20 protein-coding genes are annotated in these 19,549 nt (G+C 69.7%); 11 read left to right on the forward strand and 9 right to left on the reverse strand.

The window, feature by feature from the left end:
* Positions 1-171: 171 nt before the first annotated feature.
* Both ACZ7DY_RS17445 and ACZ7DY_RS17450 read right to left on the reverse strand, forming a co-directional pair.
* Positions 172-1,491, reverse strand: a complete 1,320-nt coding sequence (locus ACZ7DY_RS17445; protein WP_471135972.1) for an SWIM zinc finger family protein — start codon at positions 1,489-1,491, stop codon at positions 172-174.
* On the reverse strand, positions 1,488-4,352 hold the full coding sequence (locus ACZ7DY_RS17450) for a DEAD/DEAH box helicase (protein WP_471135974.1): 2,865 nt from the start codon (positions 4,350-4,352) through the stop codon (positions 1,488-1,490). Before ACZ7DY_RS17450 ends, ACZ7DY_RS17445 begins: the two co-directional genes overlap by 4 nt.
* 268 nt (positions 4,353-4,620) lie before the next feature.
* On the opposite strand from ACZ7DY_RS17450, the gene ACZ7DY_RS17455 reads away from it, so the two are divergent.
* Together ACZ7DY_RS17455 and ACZ7DY_RS17460 are read left to right on the forward strand one after the other, a co-directional pair.
* The gene (locus ACZ7DY_RS17455) at positions 4,621-5,673 is read left to right on the forward strand and encodes a fatty acid desaturase family protein (protein ID WP_471135976.1); all 1,053 of its coding nucleotides are present in this window, start codon (positions 4,621-4,623) and stop codon (positions 5,671-5,673) included.
* A gap of 166 nt (positions 5,674-5,839) precedes the next feature.
* Positions 5,840-6,022 (forward strand): hypothetical protein, encoded by a 183-nt coding sequence (locus ACZ7DY_RS17460; RefSeq protein ID WP_471135979.1) that lies wholly within the window; start codon positions 5,840-5,842, stop codon positions 6,020-6,022.
* A 115-nt stretch (positions 6,023-6,137) separates the two neighbouring features.
* Here the strand turns inward: ACZ7DY_RS17460 and ACZ7DY_RS17465 are convergent, their stop codons facing one another.
* Entirely contained in the window at positions 6,138-7,025 is an 888-nt protein-coding gene (locus ACZ7DY_RS17465; RefSeq protein WP_471135982.1) for a hypothetical protein, read from the reverse strand.
* Between the two features lie 127 nt (positions 7,026-7,152).
* Positions 7,153-7,458 (reverse strand): hypothetical protein, encoded by a 306-nt coding sequence (locus tag ACZ7DY_RS17470; RefSeq protein WP_471135985.1) that lies wholly within the window; start codon positions 7,456-7,458, stop codon positions 7,153-7,155.
* Positions 7,459-7,555: 97 nt separating this feature from the next.
* On the opposite strand from ACZ7DY_RS17470, the gene ACZ7DY_RS17475 reads away from it, so the two are divergent.
* The gene (locus ACZ7DY_RS17475) at positions 7,556-8,461 is read left to right on the forward strand and encodes an oxygenase MpaB family protein (protein ID WP_471135988.1); all 906 of its coding nucleotides are present in this window, start codon (positions 7,556-7,558) and stop codon (positions 8,459-8,461) included.
* Here the strand turns inward: ACZ7DY_RS17475 and ACZ7DY_RS17480 are convergent.
* Positions 8,438-8,980 (reverse strand): PadR family transcriptional regulator, encoded by a 543-nt coding sequence (locus tag ACZ7DY_RS17480; protein WP_471135990.1) that lies wholly within the window; start codon positions 8,978-8,980, stop codon positions 8,438-8,440. The genes ACZ7DY_RS17475 and ACZ7DY_RS17480 overlap by 24 nt on opposite strands.
* A gap of 145 nt (positions 8,981-9,125) precedes the next feature.
* On the opposite strand from ACZ7DY_RS17480, the gene ACZ7DY_RS17485 reads away from it, so the two are divergent.
* Entirely contained in the window at positions 9,126-9,884 is a 759-nt protein-coding gene (locus ACZ7DY_RS17485) for an alpha/beta fold hydrolase (RefSeq protein WP_471136690.1), read from the forward strand.
* 25 nt (positions 9,885-9,909) lie between these two features.
* Here the strand turns inward: ACZ7DY_RS17485 and ACZ7DY_RS17490 are convergent, their stop codons facing one another.
* On the reverse strand, positions 9,910-10,509 hold the full coding sequence (locus ACZ7DY_RS17490; RefSeq protein ID WP_471135992.1) for a class I SAM-dependent methyltransferase: 600 nt from the start codon (positions 10,507-10,509) through the stop codon (positions 9,910-9,912).
* Positions 10,510-10,660: 151 nt separating this feature from the next.
* Here ACZ7DY_RS17490 and ACZ7DY_RS17495 point away from each other — a divergent pair, with 151 nt between their 5' ends.
* The 5 genes from ACZ7DY_RS17495 to ACZ7DY_RS17515 are packed head-to-tail and all read left to right on the forward strand — an operon-like array spanning position 10,661 to position 15,609.
* Entirely contained in the window at positions 10,661-11,437 is a 777-nt protein-coding gene (locus tag ACZ7DY_RS17495) for an MHYT domain-containing protein (RefSeq protein ID WP_471135995.1), read from the forward strand.
* A 50-nt stretch (positions 11,438-11,487) separates the two neighbouring features.
* On the forward strand, positions 11,488-14,136 hold the full coding sequence (locus tag ACZ7DY_RS17500) for a sensor histidine kinase (RefSeq protein ID WP_471135998.1): 2,649 nt from the start codon (positions 11,488-11,490) through the stop codon (positions 14,134-14,136).
* Positions 14,133-14,567: a roadblock/LC7 domain-containing protein gene (locus tag ACZ7DY_RS17505; RefSeq protein ID WP_471136000.1), complete on the forward strand. Its 435-nt coding sequence runs from the start codon at positions 14,133-14,135 to the stop codon at positions 14,565-14,567. The genes ACZ7DY_RS17500 and ACZ7DY_RS17505 overlap by 4 nt, the downstream gene beginning before the upstream one ends.
* A gap of 54 nt (positions 14,568-14,621) precedes the next feature.
* Positions 14,622-15,023 carry a DUF742 domain-containing protein gene (locus tag ACZ7DY_RS17510; RefSeq protein ID WP_471136002.1) on the forward strand — a complete coding sequence of 134 codons (402 nt, stop codon included), beginning with the start codon at positions 14,622-14,624 and terminating at the stop codon, positions 15,021-15,023.
* Complete coding sequence (locus ACZ7DY_RS17515; RefSeq protein WP_471136004.1) at positions 15,004-15,609, forward strand: GTP-binding protein; 606 nt, start codon at positions 15,004-15,006, stop codon at positions 15,607-15,609. The genes ACZ7DY_RS17510 and ACZ7DY_RS17515 overlap by 20 nt, the downstream gene beginning before the upstream one ends.
* Positions 15,610-15,700: 91 nt before the next feature.
* On the opposite strand, the gene ACZ7DY_RS17520 is transcribed toward ACZ7DY_RS17515, so the two are convergent.
* Positions 15,701-16,129 (reverse strand): PPOX class F420-dependent oxidoreductase, encoded by a 429-nt coding sequence (locus ACZ7DY_RS17520; RefSeq protein ID WP_471136006.1) that lies wholly within the window; start codon positions 16,127-16,129, stop codon positions 15,701-15,703.
* A gap of 92 nt (positions 16,130-16,221) precedes the next feature.
* On the opposite strand from ACZ7DY_RS17520, the gene ACZ7DY_RS17525 reads away from it, so the two are divergent.
* Positions 16,222-16,635 (forward strand): roadblock/LC7 domain-containing protein, encoded by a 414-nt coding sequence (locus ACZ7DY_RS17525; protein ID WP_471136008.1) that lies wholly within the window; start codon positions 16,222-16,224, stop codon positions 16,633-16,635.
* A gap of 110 nt (positions 16,636-16,745) precedes the next feature.
* Positions 16,746-17,669 (forward strand): DUF6397 family protein, encoded by a 924-nt coding sequence (locus ACZ7DY_RS17530; protein ID WP_471136011.1) that lies wholly within the window; start codon positions 16,746-16,748, stop codon positions 17,667-17,669.
* A gap of 33 nt (positions 17,670-17,702) precedes the next feature.
* On the opposite strand, the gene ACZ7DY_RS17535 is transcribed toward ACZ7DY_RS17530, so the two are convergent.
* Together ACZ7DY_RS17535 and ACZ7DY_RS17540 are read right to left on the reverse strand one after the other, a co-directional pair.
* Positions 17,703-18,221, reverse strand: a complete 519-nt coding sequence (locus ACZ7DY_RS17535; protein WP_471136013.1) for a tetratricopeptide repeat protein — start codon at positions 18,219-18,221, stop codon at positions 17,703-17,705.
* 117 nt (positions 18,222-18,338) lie between these two features.
* Positions 18,339-19,529 carry a winged helix DNA-binding domain-containing protein gene (locus ACZ7DY_RS17540; RefSeq protein ID WP_471136015.1) on the reverse strand — a complete coding sequence of 397 codons (1,191 nt, stop codon included), beginning with the start codon at positions 19,527-19,529 and terminating at the stop codon, positions 18,339-18,341.
* Positions 19,530-19,549: the final 20 nt, after the last annotated feature.

A 19,549-nucleotide genomic window follows, 5' to 3' on the forward strand; every position in this document is an offset into this window, starting at 1 on the left:
TCCACGCTCGCCGATGACATAGCCGTGCTCAATCGCTGGCCAGGGTGAGTGCGTGCGCCGGTGTTCCCGGCGCACGAGCTCCTGACGGAAACGCGCCGGGGGCGCCGTGCGCTTTCGGCCACACGCCGCCCCTGGCCCGCCTTGTCCCTCTCCAATAGCTGCGGAGCCCTGTCACTCGCTTCCGGTGGCCATTGCCAGCGCTGTCGCCGGCTCGTGGGCGGCCGGCCCCGCAGGAGCCCATCGGCCATGTTCCTTGCGGAAGGGCCACCAGCGGCCGTCCTGCCCGTAGCGCAGCTGCGCGTCGGCACCGATCACGGTCCACCGGTTGTCGGTCGCACGCAGGCGAGGACGCTCGTCCTCGTCCCACGCCGCGTCCAGTGCGGCACGCGCGCGTGCCAGGGCCTCCTCGTGCGGCGTCCACGCCTCTTCCAGTACGTGGAGCGCCGCCCGGCCCCCGTACTCCCAGGCCCGCACGGCGAGAGCAAGGCCCTCCGGGCCGCGTTCGGATACCGCCGCGAGGCGCGTCTCGACCGTGGAGTCGGGTTGACCGGCCGCCAACCGCACCGCGTCCTCACCCCTGGTCAACTCGGCCTCTACAGGCAGGCTTCCGTGCGAGGGTGAGAGCGCGTCGGCCAGCAGCCTGTGCGCCTCGGCGGCGGCCTGCGCGGCGACGAACTCGATCGCGCGCACATCGAGGCCCGAGGCAGGTTCCGCCTCCGTGTCGAGTGTCGGTGGCAGGCCGGGCTCCGCGGGCAGCGGAGGGGGCGCGGGCAGCGGCGGGAGGATCGCCCCGACCGCGTAGGCCTCCGCGGCGCTGACGCCCTCTTCTGCGGGCTCCTGGGCCTCCTCCAGTGGCTCGGGGGCGTCGCTCGTCGCGACGCTCCGGACCTGTAGCTCGTCCAGGAGTATCCGCTCACCGCGTCCGCGCATCAGGAGCAGCACGAAAGGGTCCTCGTCGAGCAGGCGCGCCACCTGGTAGCAGAGTGCGGCCGTGTGCCCGCAGTGGTCCCACGCGTCGCAGTCGCACTCCGGCTCCAGGTCGCCGATGCCCGGCAGGAGTTCGACGCCCGCAGCCGCGGAGTCCTCCACGAGATGCGGGGGCATTTCACGGTCGAGGAGAGCCGCGATGTGCCCGGCCCGCTCGACGGCCATCCCCAGGAAGCGGTCCCACTCCTCCGAAGTCAGTTCCTGGAGCAGGACGTCGGAACGGTGCGGTGTGCCGTCCCGGTCCTTGACGACCGCGGTGATCCGCCCGGGGCGTACAGAGACCGCGCCCACGGCACCCGCGCGCGCGAGCCGGCGCCCCGTCTTGAGCTGCTGCAGGTCGAGCGCCGTGTCCTCGAGCGCCTTCAGCCAGGCAAGTCCCCACCAGCTCTGCGCGAACCCGCGGCCGTGTGCGGGCGGTAGCGGCGCGAACGTGCGCTCCTGCGCGTGCATGCCCGCGCGCGGGTCGCCGTCCGCACCGAACGTCTCGTCATGGATGTCACTCATCGGGTGCCCCCTCGCAGCTCGACCAGATCCGACAGTTCGGCGTCGGTCAGCTCGGTGAGAGCGGACTCGCCGGATCCGAGGACGGCGTCCGCCAGCTCCCGCTTCTGCAGGAGCATGGCGGCGATGCGGTCCTCGATCGTTCCTTCCGCGATCAGCCGGTGCACCTGCACCGGCTGGGTCTGCCCGATCCGGTACGCGCGGTCGGTGGCCTGCGCCTCGACGGCGGGGTTCCACCAGCGGTCGTAGTGCACGACGTGCTCGGCGCGCGTCAGGTTCAATCCCGTACCCGCCGCCTTCAGGGACAGCAGGAAGACGGGGACCTCGCCGTCCTGGAAGCGCTGCACCATGGCCTCGCGCGCCGCTACGGGCGTGCCACCGTGCAGGAACTGCGTGGCGACACCGCGCGCGGCCAGATGCTGCTCGATGAGCCGCGCCATCTGCACGTACTGGGTGAAGACGAGCACGCTCGCGCCCTCGGCGAGGATCGTGTCGAGCAACTCGTCCAGGAGCTCCAGCTTTCCGGAGCGGCCCGGGATCCTGGGCTGGTCCTCCTTGAGGTACTGCGCGGGGTGATTGCAGATCTGCTTGAGCCCGGTGAGGAGCTTGACGATCATGCCCCTGCGGGCCATGCCGTCGGCACCGGAGATCTCCGCAAGCGTCTCCCGCACCACGGCTTCGTAGAGGCCCGCTTGTTCCGCGCTGAGGGAGACGGCCCTGTCGGTCTCCGTCTTCGGGGGCAGTTCGGGAGCGATCCCCGGATCCGACTTGCGACGGCGCAGGAGGAACGGGCGCACGAGCTGCCCGAGCCGTTCGGCGGCGGCGGGGTCCGAGCCGCCCTCCACCGCCTTGGCATAGCGGGTACGGAAGGTGCCGAGTCTGCCCAGCAGCCCGGGGGTCGTCCAGTCGAGGATCGCCCAGAGCTCGGAAAGGTTGTTCTCCACCGGAGTACCGGTCAGCGCCACGCGCGCGCGTGCCCCGAGGGCGCGCAACTGCTTGGCCGTGGCCGAGTACGGATTCTTGACGTGCTGTGCCTCGTCGGCGACGACCATGCCCCAGGTGGCCTGGCCCAGCTTGTCCGTGTCGAGTCGCATCGTGCCGTAGGTGGTCAGGACGAACTCGCCGTCCGCCAGGCCGTCCAGATTGCGCTGCGCGCCGTGGAAGCGGCGGACGGGGGTGCCGGGCGCGAACTTCTCGATCTCGCGTTGCCAGTTGCCCATCAACGACGTCGGACAGACCACCAGCGTCGGCCCGGCCGAGTCTTCCTGCGCCTGTCGGTGCAGGTGCAGCGCGATCAGCGTGATCGTCTTGCCGAGTCCCATGTCGTCGGCGAGGCAGGCGCCAAGTCCGAGCGAGGTCATCCGCGCCAGCCAGTTCAGGCCGCGCAGCTGGTAGTCGCGCAACTCGGCCGCGAGCGCCGGGGGTTGTCCGACCGGCTCCATGCCCTCGGGATCGGCGAGGCGCTCACGCAGGGTCGCGAGCCATCCGGTCGGCTGTACGTCGACCCGCTCGCCCTGGATCTCGGCGGTGCCGGTCAGCGCCGCACTGAGCGCATCGATGGGGGTGACCTTGTGGTCATGGCGATCACGTGCACGGCGCGCCTCGGCCGGATCGATCAGTACCCACTGATCGCGAAGGCGCACGACCGGGCGGTTGGCCTCGGCGAGCTGGTCCAGTTCCGCGCGCGTCAACTGCTCGTCACCCAGGGCGAAACGCCAGTTGAAGGCGAGCAACGCGTCGGCGGAGAGGAAGGACGGCGTATCGGAGGAGAGCTTGCTGGAGTCGCCGCTCCGGTCTCCGCCCGTTTCGTCGTCCGGCGGACCGATCACCGCACGCGCGGTGAAATTGCGGGCCAGCTCCCTGGGCCAGTGCACGTCGACGCCCGCGGCGGCCAGCATCCGGGCCCCCTCGCCCAGAAGGGCGGTGACCTCCTCGTCGGCCAGCTCGATGGCGTCGGGCACGCCGGCCGAGAGCAGGGGAGAGAGCGGCGGCCACGCGCGCGTGGCGCGACGCAACGCAAGGAGGGCATCCATGCGGGCGCGTGGCCCGAAGGCCTCCTCCGGGGTGCCCGCGCCGGTCCACACCTCTGCCGCGTCCGCCACGAGCGTGGGATCGCTGACACTGTGCAGTTGCAGGACCGCGCGGAACGGCAGACGGGTGCCGTCGTCGGCGACCAAGGTGAGACCGGGAATCTCCACACGCAACGAGATCCGGACCCCGGCGTCATGGCCGGCCGCCACATCCAGGGCCCAGGCACGCTGTTCCGGGACATGCTGAGGTTCCCGCGCGGCGAAGACGGGGCCACCGGCCGCCGCCGACGCGGCGGGGGAGCGGGGGAGCGTGTCGGCCACGGCATCGAGGAACTGGCGCAGCAGGCGCTCCGGTTCGGGCAGCCGCAACGGCGCACCATCGGCCAAGGGCAGCGCATGGGCCGCCGGTGGCATCGCCGCGGACAGCTCGCGCAGCCGTTGCAGATCCTCGGCGCCGAGCGGCCCGGCACGCCACGCGTCGTGAGCACTAGACGTCAGGCCCGGCAACAGCAGCCCGCGAGCGGTCAGTTGCAGGGCCAGCACTCCTGCGGCCCCCCAGAAGGCACCGGTGGGGTGCGTCCCTGTCGTGGCACGCGCCCGCGTCAGGACCGGCAGCGCGGAGCGTACGGAAAGCAGCACCGCAGGCACGGTGGTGAGCTCGACGTCGGCGTCACCCTTGACCGCGAGCGTCAGCTCTTCGCAGGAGCCGTCGGCGATATCGGGCAGGGCGGCCTCGTCGTCATGCCAAAAGGCGACGCATCCGTCGCGCGGAGGGTCGGCAGGTACGAAGAGCACGGAACAGCGGGACAGTTCGGAGATCTCGGAGTCGGACACAACACGGGGCCTGTGCACGGCGATAGCGCATTCCTCAAATTTGACTACTGCGACCGGAGCGGCCGAGAGTACAGCACTTCGTGGGTCCGAGTGGGGTCATTTGTTGGTGATTCAGGTCACTTCGGGTCGAGGGGGGTGTAGCCAACCCCCCTGTGGGGCGGTGCTGGCCCCCGGGCGTACACGGGTGGTGCCTTCATGGCTGCACAGGGCCACCGATCCGTACGTTTTACGAGGTCAGCCCGTTGCCGTCGAAACTCGGAGTCCCACCATGCCCCAGGCCGCCGCAGTCGCGGAACGTTCACCGGACAGGACCGGCAGGCCCCCTGCCGGAAGTGATTTCGCGCCGCTGCTGCGCACGGTCAAGGAGCAGGGCCTCCTGAGCCGTCGCCTTGGTTGGTACGCACGCACCATCGCGATCAACGCGATGGCTCTCGCAGCCGTGGGCGTCGGCATGTTCCTCCTCGGAACGTCATGGTGGGTGCTGCTGCTCGCCCCCGTGCTGTCCGTCCTGTGCGCGCGGACGGCGTTCATAGGCCACGACGCCGGACATTCACAGATATCCGGGAATCGACGCCTCAGCCGCGCCATCGGCCTCGTGCACGGCAATCTCCTGCTCGGCATGAGCTCCGCCTGGTGGAACGACAAGCACAACAGGCACCACGCCAACCCGAACCACATCGAGAAGGACCCCGACGTCGCCGCCGACGTCCTGGTGTGGACCAGCAAGCAGGCCAGGGTCCGTGTGGGGTTCCGCCGTTGGCTCACCCGCAACCAGGCTTGGCTCTTCTTCCCCCTGACGCTCCTCCAGGGGATCGCCATGAAGATCTACGGCTTCCAGGACCTGCGCCGGCAGGATCGGCGCGAGCGCGTGGTGGAAGGCCTGCTGCTGGTCGCTCACCTCGTCGGCTATGTGACGCTGCTGCTTGCCGCCATGCCCGTAGGCCACGCGATCGCGTTCGCCGCGATCCACCAGGCGCTGTTCGGCCTGCACCTCGGCCTGGCGTTCGCCCCGAACCACAAGGGCATGGAAATGCCGGACCCGGACGGTGAGCGCTGGGGGCATCTGCAGCGTCAGGTGCTGACCTCGCGTAACATCCGCGGCGGTGTGGTGACCGACTGGTTCCTCGGCGGGCTCAACTACCAGATCGAGCACCATCTCTTTCCCAGCATGCCCCGCCCGAACCTCCGGCTCGTCCAGCCTGCCGTGCGCGCCCACTGTGCCGCCGTGGGCATGTCCTACACGGAAGCCGGCTTCGTCGACTCCTACCGCCAGGTACTGCGGCACATGTACGAAGTCGGTGAGCCTCTCCGCGTCGAGTAGGCGAGGAGATCCGGCGTGAGTCGTCCGGTGGGCGGTGGCCCGGCGGGCCGCGACCATTAGGGGTCGCGGTTCAGGGCTCTCTCAGGGTCGCCGGGAGGAACCGTGGGAGGCCAGAACCCGTTTTCCAGGACAGAGAGCGGCAGAAGCCGCGGAGGAGGCGACGCACATGTCGAAGAACGCGAAGATCGCCGCAGGAGGTGTGGCGGCCGGACTCATCCTGCTGATCTGGCTGCCCTGGTGGGCCGCATTCCTGATCGTGCTGGGAGTCCCCGTGGCGGCCTATCTGACGCTCGACTCAGGTCAGCGGCGCAGGCTGCGACGCGTCACCCGCAAGGAGATAGGCCGCTGAGGCTTCAGCGGAGCGCGCCTTCGACGTCCATCTGAGGCCGCGGCCTCCGTGAGCGCTGGGGTGGTGCGCGCCTGTCCAGTAGAGGGCCGAACCGTCGGCGGTACTCGGGAGGTGCTTAGGCGGGGCGGACCGCCATCTTGTCGAGGGCCTCAAGTAGCGCCGGAAGCTCTTGCCCCCGCCCCACCGGAAGCACCTCTCCCGGCTCCTCGTCCAGCAGTACGAACGCAATGTCGTCGGTCCTGGCGACCATGGACCAGCCGGGGCCGTCGGCCCGCAGAGTCCGTGCGTCCCCCGATGCGAAGGACGACCGCACCCGTCCCAGCGGGGGTGGTGCCTCCACGTACGCACGGGCTTCCGCCAGGACACGTCGTACGCCGGTCAGAGGCGCCGCGTCGAGACCCTCAGCTCTGGGGGCGCCCTCAGAGCTCTCTCGGAGCCCGTCCGTCGGAGCATCCTCCGGCGTGCCGTCCGTCGCGAAGTCGGCGTCGTCGATCTGTGCCCGCCAAGCCGCCCACTGCAGTGCTATCTCGTCGGCGCCGAGCCTGCGCTGCGCCGGGCCCCAGGTGTCCGACGCCGGCGGCGCGAGCGGTGTCACGTCGACATCGTCGGGGCCCGGCTCGGGGTCATGCGGAGCGGGCACGCCGGGAGCCGCCACGGCCACCGCGAGAGGCCAGCCGGGGAGCGCTGTCACCACCGTGCGCTCGTCGGGGGACAGGTCGTACTCCATGCCGCAGTCCCACGAAGCGATGGCCACGGCCACGAGGGACACGTCGTCGACGACCACCGTCCAGCGGGCGCCGTCGCTCGTCCAGCGGGCGCCGTCGCTGTCCTGGCCGAGCACCAGGCCGTACCCCGCCGCCAGCGGTGCCAGGCCGAGCGCCGCGCATGCCTCCGGATAGTCGTTGCCCAGCACGCTGGGGAACTTCGCGGGTGTCAGCAGCACCGCCGTCAGTACGTACAGCGCGTCGTCATCGGCGGCGACAGCGTCGTCCGTCCCGGCCATGCCAGCCTCCCCATCGCTTCACCTGTCGGCGCACCCTAACCACTTGTCCCAGAGATCGTCGAGGGGTGGATGACCAGGAAATTCATCGACAGGTCACCTTGTTCGGCCGACGGGGCGCACCGCGGGCTCACGCAGCGGGCAGCCCCATGAGTGACCGGGCCACCTCTCCCGGCGACTCGTCACGCTCACGCGCGAGGGCAATGATGGCGCGGCACGCGAGCTCGCTGACGCCGAACGACAGTGCCTCCGGTGAGACCCACCCCGTGGCCTCGTCCATCGCCTCCTGGTCGTCCTCGGCACACGCCGCCACATAGACGGCGGCCGCCTCGAAGAGATTGTGCGTGCGCTTGGGGCTGCCGGGGGTTCGGGCCCGCCCGGTTTCGTCCCCGGCCGGCTTCTTGCCGCGCCAGAACTTACGGAGTGCATCAAACATGTGCCCCACCTTCCCCCCGGATGCAGCCGCCGTCGGCTCCATCTGCCGTTTCCCAACGTAGAGTTAGTGCTTCGGCGGCAGAAAGGGAAATCCGGCGGTGAAGCGCTTCGAGCGGCTCCAGCAGATTCGGCGCCTCGACCCTGAGCGGGACTTCCTCGAGATCTACCGACTCACCACGACGCTCGAATTTCCCTGGGACTACACACGTGCACTTGAACTCGCGCTGTACCGCACGTACGCGGTCCCCAGCATTGGCCGACTCCTCGCGCAGACGGCTGAGCTGACAGACCGTACGCAGAAGCGGTACGACGACACGGCGCTGCTTCTCGACGCTGTCGTGGAGCACGGCTTCACGAGCGAAACGGGCCGCACCGCCATCCGTCGCATCAACCAGATGCACCGCAGCTACGACATCAGCAACGACGACATGCGCTACGTGCTGTGCACGTTCGTGGTGGTGCCCAAGCGGTGGATCGACGCCTACGGCTGGCGCAGGCTCTCCCGGCACGAGGCGGCGGCCGCTGCTGCCTACTACCGCACCCTCGGTCGGCACCTGGGCATCAAGGAGATCCCGGGCTCGTACGAGGAGTTCGAGAACTGCCTCGATGACTACGAAGAGGCCCACTTCGGCTGGGATCAAGGGGCTCGCGCGGTGTCCGACGCGACGCTGGATCTGATGGCCTCGTGGTATCCGCGCCCGCTGGCGCCCTTGCTGCGCGGTGCGACGCTCGCACTGCTCGATGAGCCGCTGCTGCGGGCGTTCCGGTACGACCCGCCGGGCACGCTCACTCGCTCGCTGGTCCGGGGTGCCGTGCGGCTCCGGGGGCGCACGGTGCGACTCATGCCACCCCGTTCCACACCGCACTACGCACGGCAGAACAGGGAGATCAAGGGCTACCCCGACGGCTACGAAGTCGCCGAACTCGGTTCGTTCCCCGTGCCCGGCGTCCGCGGGTGTCCGGTCGTGCACGGCGGCGAGTCAGCCCTCGTTCCCGACGAGTGATTCCAAGGATTCCAAGGTCTCGCGGAGCCAGGTGAGTTCGGCCCGGCTCGTCGCGCGGGCGATCGTGAGGATGCCGCGCCGGAAGGGGTCGTCGAGCTCCTCGGCGGACAAGGGCCGTTCGCCCTCGTAGAAGAAGCTGGCGGGTTCCTCGAGGAACGTCAGCCGTCGTCGCAGCACTGCTGCCTGCGCGGTCTCGTCCTCCAGATGACGAAGGAAGGCGAGGATCGTGAACCAGCGATTCTCGTCGGTGATGTCGGCCCGCGCCGGTTCCGCCAGCCGCTTGCGCAGTTCCTGCCTGCCTTCGGGCGTGAGACTCAAGACATGGCGCGGTGCCGCCACCGCGCCGGGCTGAGTCTCACGGGCGAGAAGCCCGGCCTTCTCCAGACGCTTGATGGCCGGGTACAGCGTGCTCTCCGCGACGGGACGCACGTGCCCGGTCAGCGCGGTGATGCGTTTGCGCAGCTCGTAGCCGTGCAGGGCGGCGTCGTAGAGGAATCCGAGGATGGCCAGTTCGAGCATGAGCCGCATTCTGCCCCACGCGCCCCTTCGTTCCGTCAGTACCTCCGCGCCGTAATACATCGGTCACGATGTATAGTTCCGCGAGTCTTGCTCCTTGAGAGGCGCGGGCGGGACGGACGAGACGGCGATGGAAGCGGGGACGGCGATGCGCGAGGTGCGGTTCGATGAGCAGGGCAGCCGCGTGCGGTGGACCGAGGTCGAGGGCGTCGAACCGGCGCGGGTGTACGTCCACGGCCTCGGCGCGGCATCCGCGGCCTACCACGCGCACATAGCCGCCAGACCCGAACTGGCGGGTCGGCGTTCACTCTTCGTGGACCTCCCCGGGCACGGCCTCAGCGACCGTCCCGCCGACTTCGGTTACACGCTGGCGGACCACGCGGACGCTTTGGCCGCGGTTCTGGACGAAGCCTGTTCGGTCAAGGCGGAGATCGTCGCGCACAGCATGGGCGGCTCCATCGCGATCGTGCTCGCCCACCGTCGTCCCGACCTGGTGTCGAGACTGGTTCTCACCGAGGCCAACCTCGACCCGAACCCGCCCGCGACGGCGGCCAGCAGCGAGATCGCCTCATACACCGAAGAGGACTTCGTCGAAGGGGGCGGCTATGCGTGCGTGCTCGACCGAGTCGGCCCCGCGTGGGCGGCCACCATGCGCCTCACGGACCCCCTCGCCCTTCATCGGAGCGCCACGGGGCTTGTCTCCGGTACCCGGCCGACGATGCGAAGGATGCTCACGGAGCTCACCGTCGACCGCGTCTGGCTACAGGGTGCCGCCAGCGGTGAACTAGCAGGCCAGGAGGATCTGGAGGCGTCCGGAGTGCAGGTGGTGACCGTGCCGGGAGCGGGACACAACGTCATGTTCGACAACCCGGACGCATTCGTCGCCGCGGTCGCCGGACGCTCCTGACGTGGTCGGCGAGGACGCCGTCTCCTCAGTCCTCGCGCACCGCCAGAGCGAGGAAGCGGGCGTCCTCGTCGACGTAGGACGTCATGCGCCAGCCGGAATCCGCGAGCAGCGGGCCGAGATTGGCCTCGGCCCGCAGGTCATCCGGAGTGATCTGCCGTCCTTGCCTCGCCGCGAGCGCGGCCCTGCCAATGGGATGGAACAGGGCGAGCAGTCCTCCGGGGCGCACCACACGCCTCAACTCCCGCAGATTCTCCGCCGGGTCGGGCAGATGGGCGATCAGGCCGGCGCCGAACACGGCGTCCAGGACCTGCGTGCGCAGCGGCAAATGGGCCACGTCGGCGAGGAGCAGCTGCCCTTCGTGGTGCCTTCCCGCGGTTCTCGCGGCCTGCAGCATGGCCGGTGTCAGATCGGCGCCGAGCACCACGCCCGAAGGCCCGACGGCGGCTCTGAGGGCCGGCAGCGCCCGGCCCGTGCCGCAGCCGGCGTCGAGCACGGTGGAGCCGGGACGGAGTGCGAGTTCGGCGACAGCGGCCGCGTAGGCGGGCCCGTCATCGGGGAAACGGGCGTCCCAGTCGGCCGCGCGGGCGGTGAAGAACTCTTGCACCTTCGTGTGGTCGTCGCTCATGGATCCCATGATCCCGCAAGAGCCGCACGCGCGTTGGGCGCACTCGTTCGAGCGTGACGCGGTCGTTCCAGGCCCTCTCTCTGTCATATTCCACCAGCTTTCGAAATGCGCCCCTCTTGTGCGCCCCTCCTCGGACTAGCGTCCCGGGGCCATGGGACACCTGGACCACGCCACCTTCGGCTGGCTGACACCCGTGCTGTCGTATGCGATGGCCTGCATCGGCGCCGCTCTCGGCCTGCGTTGCACCGTCCGCGCGCTGGGCACGTCGGGCCGCTCGCGCAGGAACTGGCTCCTCACCGCCGCATCCGCTCTCGGCACCGGCATCTGGACCATGCACTTCGTCGCCATGCTCGGCTTCGGAGTCACCGGCACGGAGATCCACTACAACGTGCCTCTCACCATCCTCAGCCTCCTGGTGGCGGTGGCGGTCGTGGGTGCCGGCGTCTTCGCCGTCGGATACGGGCGTGACCGCGGCCGCGCCCTCGCACTCGGCGGACTCACCACAGGGCTGGGCGTCGCGAGCATGCACTACCTGGGCATGGCCGCGCTCCGTCTACACGGCGACGTGCGGTACGACCCGGTGCTGGTCGGGCTCTCCGTAGTGATCGCCGTCGTCGCCGCCACCGCCGCCCTGTGGGCCGGTCTCAACATCAAGTCCCCGCTCGCGGTCGCCGGGGCGTCACTTGTCATGGGCGGGGCGGTGAGCAGCATGCACTACACCGGAATGTTCGCGGTGAGCGTGGGCGTCGCCCCCTCCGAAGCGGCACTGCCCGGGGCCACGACGATGCAGTCCATCTTCCCCCTCGCCGTGGGCCTCGGGTCCTACCTCTTCCTGACCTCGGCGTTCGTCGCGCTCTCCCCGACCACGAGCGAGCACGAGGCCTCCGCGTCCGCTCAGCGACCGGTCACGGACGCGGCCCACGGGTGACGGCCGAGCCGACCTGGCCGCACACAAGTACCCACCCGAGCGAGGAGGCCATGGACATCCCCCGAAGCACCCCCGAGCCCTCCACAGGCGCGGCCCCACCGCCTTCGGGTCCGCAGGCGCGCGGTCGACGCGCTCACGCGGGCCCGCCCGCGGACGAACACGCCGACCCAGAGAATCGGTTCACCGTTCGGTCGCCGGCCAGGGCACCCGCGCGCGTGGGGTGGTGGCGGATACGGCCGCGCACCGTGCGCGCCAAGATCGTCTGCCTCCTGATGGTGCCCGTCGTCTCGCTGCTCGCGCTGTGGGGGTACGCGACCGTCAGCACCGCGCAAGACGTCGCGCGTCTGCGCCAGGTACAGCACGTCGACGCGGTCGTGCGCACACCGGTCGAGGCGGCCGTCGCCGCGCTCCAGGCCGAACGGGTCGCCGCCGTACGCTACGCGGCCGACCCCGACGCCGACCGCGGTGACGCGCTGCGCAGGCAGGCGGGGCGGACCGACCGCGCTGTGGCAAGGCTGCGCCTGGGCGATGACCGGACCGTCGCCGATGGGGCGGGGCTTCCCAAGGGCGTGGCCTACCGGCTGGCGACATTCGTGGCCGGAGTCGAGGACCTGCACACCCTGCGCACCGGAGTGTTGGCTCGACGCACGGGGTGGGACGCGACGTACGGCCGGTATACGAAGACCATCGGTCAGGCCTTCGCCGTCGGCGGCGCGCTCACCGGCATGCAGGACGCGGTGCAAGGTGCCCACGCGCGCGTGCTGCTCGAATTCTCCAGGGCAGGCGAAATGCTGGCCCGCGAGGACGCCGTACTGGCTGCTGCCCGAGTGGACCGTTCGCTGGGCGGTGAGCGGCTCCGGCTGTTTACCGGAGCTGTCGAAACCCGTCGCACACTGACGGAAGCGGCCGTCGCGGACCTGAAAGGCCCCGAACGGGCCGCCTGGTACGGACTCGTGAAGAGCAGTGCCTACCGAGTCGTGCGCGCGGCCGAGGACAAGGTGCTGCTGGCCGAGCCAGGCCGCAAGGCACTCACCGCCGCCCCGGAGGGTGCCTGGAACGAGGGCTACGCAGACGTGCGGGACGAGCTCCGGGCGATCGAGGAAGGGGCGGGCCGTCGTGCCGCGAACCGCGCCGATCCGCTCGCTCACGGCGTGCTCACCCCCGCGGGCGCCGCGGTCCTGTTCGGGCTGGTCGCCGTCGCCGCGTCACTCGTCATCTCCGTACGCATCGGCCGTGGACTCGTCGTCGAGCTCGTGAGCCTGCGCAACGGAGCCTTGGAGATCGCCCGCCGCAAACTCCCCAATGCCATGCGGAGACTGCGTGCCGGAGAGGAGATCGACATCCGGGCCGAAGCGCCTCCGGGCCCACCTGCGGAGGACGAGACCGGACAGGTCTCCGAGGCGCTCGGCACCGTGCATCGGGCCGCTCTGCGCGCGGCGATCGAACGCGCGGAGCTCGCCAGCGGCATCTCCGGAGTCTTCGTCAATCTCGCGCGCAGAACCCAGGTCCTCGTCCACAGGCAGCTCAACCTGCTCGACACCATGGAGCGCAGGGCGGACGATCCGAACGAGCTCAGCGACCTCTTCCGCCTGGACCACTTGACCACCCGGATGAGGCGCCACGCGGAGAGCCTGATCATCCTCTCCGGTGCCGCGCCGGGACGAGCCTGGCGCATGCCCGTCTCTCTGACGAACGTGGTGCGTGCGGCAGTGTCGGAAGTGGAGGACTACGCGCGCGTGGAGGTACGACAACTCCCCCCCGCATCGGTCCTCGGCACAGCGGTGGCCGACCTCACCCATCTCCTGGCCGAACTCGTCGAGAACGCGGCCCAGTTCTCGCCGCCCCACACAAAGGTGCGGGTCAGCGGGGAGCCAGTGGGCAACGGCTACGCCCTGGAGATCGAGGACCGCGGGCTCGGCATGGGCCCGGAGACGCTGGCCGAGGCCAACCGCCGCATCGAGCAGTCCGAGGCGCTGGATCTCTTCGACAGTGATCAGCTGGGTCTCTTCGTGGTCAGCAGACTCGCCGCCCACCACAGGATCAAGGTGCATCTGCGCACGTCCCCTTACGGTGGAACGACGGCGGTCGTACTGCTGCCCACCGCGCTTCTGCACAGTGACGCGGTAGGGGACGCGGGGGCACGCCCTGAAAAGGTCCGCCGGGTACCGCCCGGAGCCGTCCCTGCCGAGGAGCACGCGCGCGTGCCGGGCGCATCACATCACCACACCGCCCCGGACTCCGTTGCGGCTCCCGCATCCCGGCCGGCCCTGGCCGCAGCCGCCGGCGCGCCGACCCCGCCAGGCGTGACCACGCTGCGTCTGCACCGGGGCCATGCCACCGCCGGCACTCCGGAGCCCTCATCTTCCGCCCCGGCCGACATTGGCTCTCCCGCCGACACGCCCCCTCTCGACGTCGCCGGCGCCGATGTCGAGGACACGGTGGACGACTTGCCGCGCCGCGTACGCCAAGCGAGTCTTGCTCCCCAATTGCGCGAACGAACCCCCACGGCCGCGACCGGCACGGCGGCACGAACCAGGGGCGGCGAAGAGCGCACCCCCGAGCAGGTGCGCGACCGCATGACCGCCTACCGCGACGGTTGGGCACGCGGGGGCGGCCCGCTCCCCGGAACCGGCGGCTCCGCTCCGGCCCGCCCGGGGCCCGTACCGGGCACAGCCAGCAGCGAAGGAGACCCCGCATGATCCAGGAACAGAGCATCCCCACAGGACGCACCGGAGAACTCGACTGGCTGCTGGACGACTTGGTGTTACGAGTGGGAGAGGTACGGCACGCGGTGGTGCTGTCCAACGACGGACTGCCCGTCGGAGCCTCGACCGGTCTGGCTCGCGAGGACGCCGAGCACCTGGCCGCCGTGGCATCGGGCTTTCACAGCCTCGCCAAGGGGGCGGGCCGGCACTTCGGGGCGGGCGGGGTACGTCAGACCATGGTCGAAATGGACGACGCCTTCCTGTTCGTCGCGGCAGCCGGTGACGGCTCCTGCCTTGCCGTGCTCACCTCCGTGACGGCCGACATCGGTCTCGTGGCGTACGAGATGGCGCGCATGGTCAAGCGGGTGGGCGAGCACCTGTACACCCCCGCCCGCATCGCCGAGCGACCACCGACTGCCGGATGACCGAGGGCGGTCGAAGCCATGACCGAGGACGGCCGGTACCCATGGACCCCGGACATGAACGACATGCCGGGACGACCGGGCAGTCAGTGGTACGACAACGAAGCCGGGCCCCTGGTCCGGCCCTACGCGATGACGGGCGGCCGGACCAGGCCGGGACCGCGCGGTGTCCGCTTCGACCTCATCGCGCTCGTGACGCTGGACACCACCACGTCCGCGCCCGATGATCCCGCCGCACTCGGACCCGAACACCGGACACTCATCGAACTGTGCCGTGCCGAGACACAGTCCGTCGCCGAACTCGCCGCCGGCGCCGATCTGCCCGTGGGCGTGGTCAGGGTGCTCCTCGGCGACCTCCTTGAGATGGGCCGCGTCAAGGTCAGCCGACCCGTGCCGCCCGCACAGCTTCCCGACGAAAAGATCCTCCGAGAGGTGATCGATGGTCTCCGAGCACTCTGAAGCCGTGGCCGCCGAGAACGCTCCCATGGCGCTGAAGATTCTGGTCGCGGGCGGCTTCGGGGTGGGCAAGACCACCTTGGTGGGCGCCGTCAGCGAGATCCGCCCCCTGCGTACCGAGGAGTTGTTGAGCGAGGCGGGGCAGTCGGTCGACGACACAGAGGGCGTCGACCGGAAGACCACCACGACCGTCGCCATGGACTTCGGTCGCATCACCATCCGTGCGGGGCTGTCGCTGTACTTGTTCGGCACCCCCGGCCAGGACCGCTTCTGGTTCCTCTGGGACGAGCTGTCACAGGGCGCTCTCGGAGCCGTGGTGCTCGCGGACACCCGGCGGCTCGAGGACTGCTTCCCCGCCGTGGACTACTTCGAGCACCGCCACATTCCGTTCGTGGTGGCGGTCAACTGCTTCGCCCACACGCGTACGTACGGCGCACATGACGTGTCACGGGCCCTGGATCTCGACCGGGGGACACCGGTGGTGCTGTGCGATGCCAGGGACCGCGACTCGGGAAAGGAGGTGCTGATACGGCTGGTCGAGTATGCCGGGCGGGTCCACACCGCCCGGATGCTCGATTCAGTGGGCTGAGAACTCTACGGAAAGGCTTAGGGAGTCTTTCAACGCCACCAGGCACCTTTTCGCGGACTGGCCGCGGCCATGGGCGTTCCCCGCGAATGCGTCAGTCCGCGACCGCTGCCTGTGCCAGAACCTTGTCGATCCGCACGCGGACCAGGAGTTCCCCGGGCACGCCATTTCGCTTGCCGAACTCCTCGGCCCGACTCTCGCCCATGTAGCGTGCGCCGATCCTCGCGGCCCAGTGCTGAACCTGATCGAGGTCCTCGCTCAATTCCGCGCGGCCCTGCAGGACCACGAAGGCGAACGGCGGCCGGTCGTCGTCGACGCACAGGGACACGCGACCGTCCCGTGCGAGGTTGCGGCCCTTGACGGTTTCCTTGCCCGTGTTGAAGACCAGCTCGTCCCCGTCGAGCAGGAACCAGATGGGCGCGATGTGCGGGCTGCCGTCCTTCCTGACGGTCGAGAGCTTGCCGGTTCGAGTGCCGTGCGAGACGAAGGCCCGCCATTCCTCATCGGTCATCTTCTGTGCCATGTCCCCATCATGCTTGCCGGGGGGCCGGTCGTGGTGAAGGCTGGCAGGTCAGATCCTCCGGCCAGGGGGAACGGAGACGGGGAGACAGGAACATGGGGCAGAGCATGGGGCTCGGGTGGCTGCTGGACGACCTGACCCACCGGATGGAGCACGTACGGCATGCGCTGGTGCTGTCCAACGATGGACTGGTGACCGCCGCGAGCGCGGACCTGAAGCGGGAGGACGCGGAACACCTGGCAGCGGTCTCCTCGGGATTGCACAGTCTGGCCAAGGGGTCGGGGCGCCATTTCCGCGCCGGTAACGTTCGCCAGACGATGGTCGAGTTCGACGACGCGGTCCTGTTCGTCACGGCGGCGGGAGACGGCAGTTGTCTGTGCGTCCTGAGCTCGGCGGAGGCCGACATAGGCCAGGTCGCCTACGAAATGACGCTGCTCGTGAACCGCGTCGGAGAGCACCTCGGCGTGGACGCCCGCCAACCGGACCGCACGCCCATCGTGGACCTCTGACCTGCGCTGACGGCGCCACGTCAGGAGTTATCCACAGGCTCAGCGAGGATCGTGGTGATCGGGCTACGGTTTTTCCCGAGAGCAATCACATCTCACGGGGGAGATCCACCATGACCGGTGACACCATCACTCAGCAGAGTCGCGCGACGACCATCCCGCCGACGGTCACGCCGAGCCGGGCGGCCAAGGAACTGGAGCTCAAACGCGGCGAATTCGACCTGGCGGTGATGCTCGGCCGTATCCGCACTGTCGGGGATACGGTCGGCGGCCAACGCCGCGTCACGCGCGAGGAAATCGACCGTGTGCGCGGGTGCGAAGGTTTCCCCGAGACGTTGCGCGAGAGCGTCAGAGCAGTGGGCACCACAGAGGGCGCGGAACTCATGCACATCAGCACGGCGCGCTTCACACGTCTCGCCCGCGCAGGCGTCCTGACGCCGGTCAAGTTCTACCTGAACCGGTATCGAGCTGTTGTCTGGCTCTACCTCGCCGAAGAGCTGCGGCATTTCGCCGCATCAGAGACCAACGCCATGCTGCTCACGGGACGCATGCCGGAGGCGATGCGGGACAGGCTCGAAGAAGGCCAGGATCTGCGAGCACGCAACTGGCGCGGGCGGTACGCGGGATTCCTGCTGCGCCAGTCCGATGACGAATGGGAATGGGCCGCAGCCGTGGCGTCGCTGCTCGATCCGGTGCAGATCGCGGAAATCATCAAGGACCCGTATGAGCGCGCCTACCTGAACCGCCTCAAGCCGGTACCACGCACCCACGGAGCACCAGACTCGCCCGCGGCACGGATCGTGGAGAAGATCACGACTGCGGACGACCCCGACGAGATCCGATGGCTGCGCTCCAGCCTGCTGATCGGCCTCGTCCAGGCCCGCGCACAACATCCGGCACCCCGACCCGACCAGCGCATCGTGCCTGAACAAGACATGCCCGTCAGCGAACCCAAACCGAGGAACGAGGTCGCTATCGATCCCTTGGTCCGGGAGTCGCGAGGCATGATGAAGTGGCTGCGCCGCAGGCGGACATAGAGCGCGGGCACCGCGCTCCCGACGCAGCCGCCACTACACCGTCGCGTCCAGGTCCTTCGCGTACTCCTCGATGGCGGGCCGGTAGCCGGCGATCCCCGGGTCGCTGCTCGTGGCGGCCAGCAGCGTCAGCAGCATCTCCATGGCGTCATGGGTCCGGCCGGTGTTGTAGAGAGCCATGGCCAGGAATGTCTTGAGCCCTGCGTCGTCGGGAAACTCCGCCGCCGCACCACCGAGCGTGGCAACGGCCTCTTCGTACCGCCCCAGAATCCGGTACGTGCTGCCCAAACCCAGCAGAGCTCCCCGGCGATCGGCCTCCGAGAGACCTGATCCGCTGAGCGCGCGCTCGTAATGCGGCACCGCCTCGGCCTCGAGGCCGAGAGCGTCATGGACCCACGCCGTCTGATACGCCACTTCGGCGTCCTGAGGGAATCGGTCAGAGAGCGCGACGAGTCGCTCTCTGGCCTCCTCGGGCTGACCTGACTTGCGGAGTCGTACGGCCTCCGACAACAGCTGATCCCTGTCCTCAGCCGGGTTCCCGCTCAAGATCCCCATCCCCTTCGCACCCCTGCTCGTGACGCACGCGATGTCATCCGTGCCAAGAATCGAAACCTATGTCGAACGGAGCCGTGAATGCTTGTCGATTTCCGCCCTTGGTCCGTCCCGGCGCGGTCACCCGGCCAATTCTTCCTCGAGCCAGGTACGTCCCCGAGTGCGCGCGGTGAGCCGCACGCCACCCAGCCGCGCTGCCAGACGCTCGGCCTCACCCCGCACCGCGTCTCGCGCGTCGGCGCCCACGTCCTCGAGGAACCGGTACACGATCTCGCCGCTGCCGTCCTGCGCCCAACCGCCGACAATGCGGCCGTTCCACCAGACGGACGGACCGATGTTGCCGTTTCTGTCGAAGAGACGCGGGCCGTGTTCTCCGAGGAACCACTGGCGGTGCTGCCACCCCATCGGGGTCGAGTCGAGCGCAGGAAGCAGGGCGGCCCACGGCTCGGGGCGGGAGGTCTCCTCCATGTCGTCGGGGAGCAGCAGCCCGAGGGTCCCGTCCAAATCGACCTCGACGGGGCGCACTTCGGTCAGAGCGCGCTTCGTCTGGGTCTTGGTCCACCCTGCCCACCAGCGCAGATCATCCGCAGTGGCGGGACCGAACGTGCGCAGCCACCGCCGGGCGAGCTCCGTTTCGGCGTCCTGGGTGTCCCAGTCGGTGAACCCGCCGGGAAACCAGTCCGTCAGCGGCGCCCAACGGTACTGGTGCGAGGTCCACGTCCCGCGCGGTCTGCCGCGGACCACCTGGCCCTCGGCGGCGAGCAACAGCAGAAGCCGACTGGCCAACTTCTGCCGGCCCTCGTAGCTCTTGCCGCGCGACATGACCAGTTCGGTGCCCAGACGTGGGTCGTCGCCGGCCAACTCGGCCGCGGTCGCCTCACCTCGCTCCTTGAGGGCGCGCAACGCCGCCTTCTCCGCCTGCGCCAGCCACGCCTTCACCCCTGCCGCGCTGTCGGCGACACCGGACTCGGCCAGCATCCTCAGCAGCAGACGGCGCTCGCGCGCGGCGACCGTCCGCGAACAGGCGGCTTGCAGTACCGGAGCGACGTCCAGAGAGGTGACGAAAACCGTGCGTCGCATCCCCATGAACCGGATCAGCGACCGGTCCTCGTACAAGGCGCGCTCCACGTCCGCCACCCCGCCGTCCCGCATGCGGGCCCAGGCGCCGACATACACCGACGAGGGGTCGGTGCCGTGCAGGGCCAGGAGCGAGCGTGCCGCCTCGACCGGATCGTCCGACCTGGAATTCGCGGTCAGCCGGTGGCGCAGGGCCAGCCGCGCCCGCCGCTCCACCACGTCGATCCGTCGCACTCCGTCGCCTCCTGCCCGGG

Source organism: Streptomyces sp. NPDC037013 (assembly GCF_055607265.1).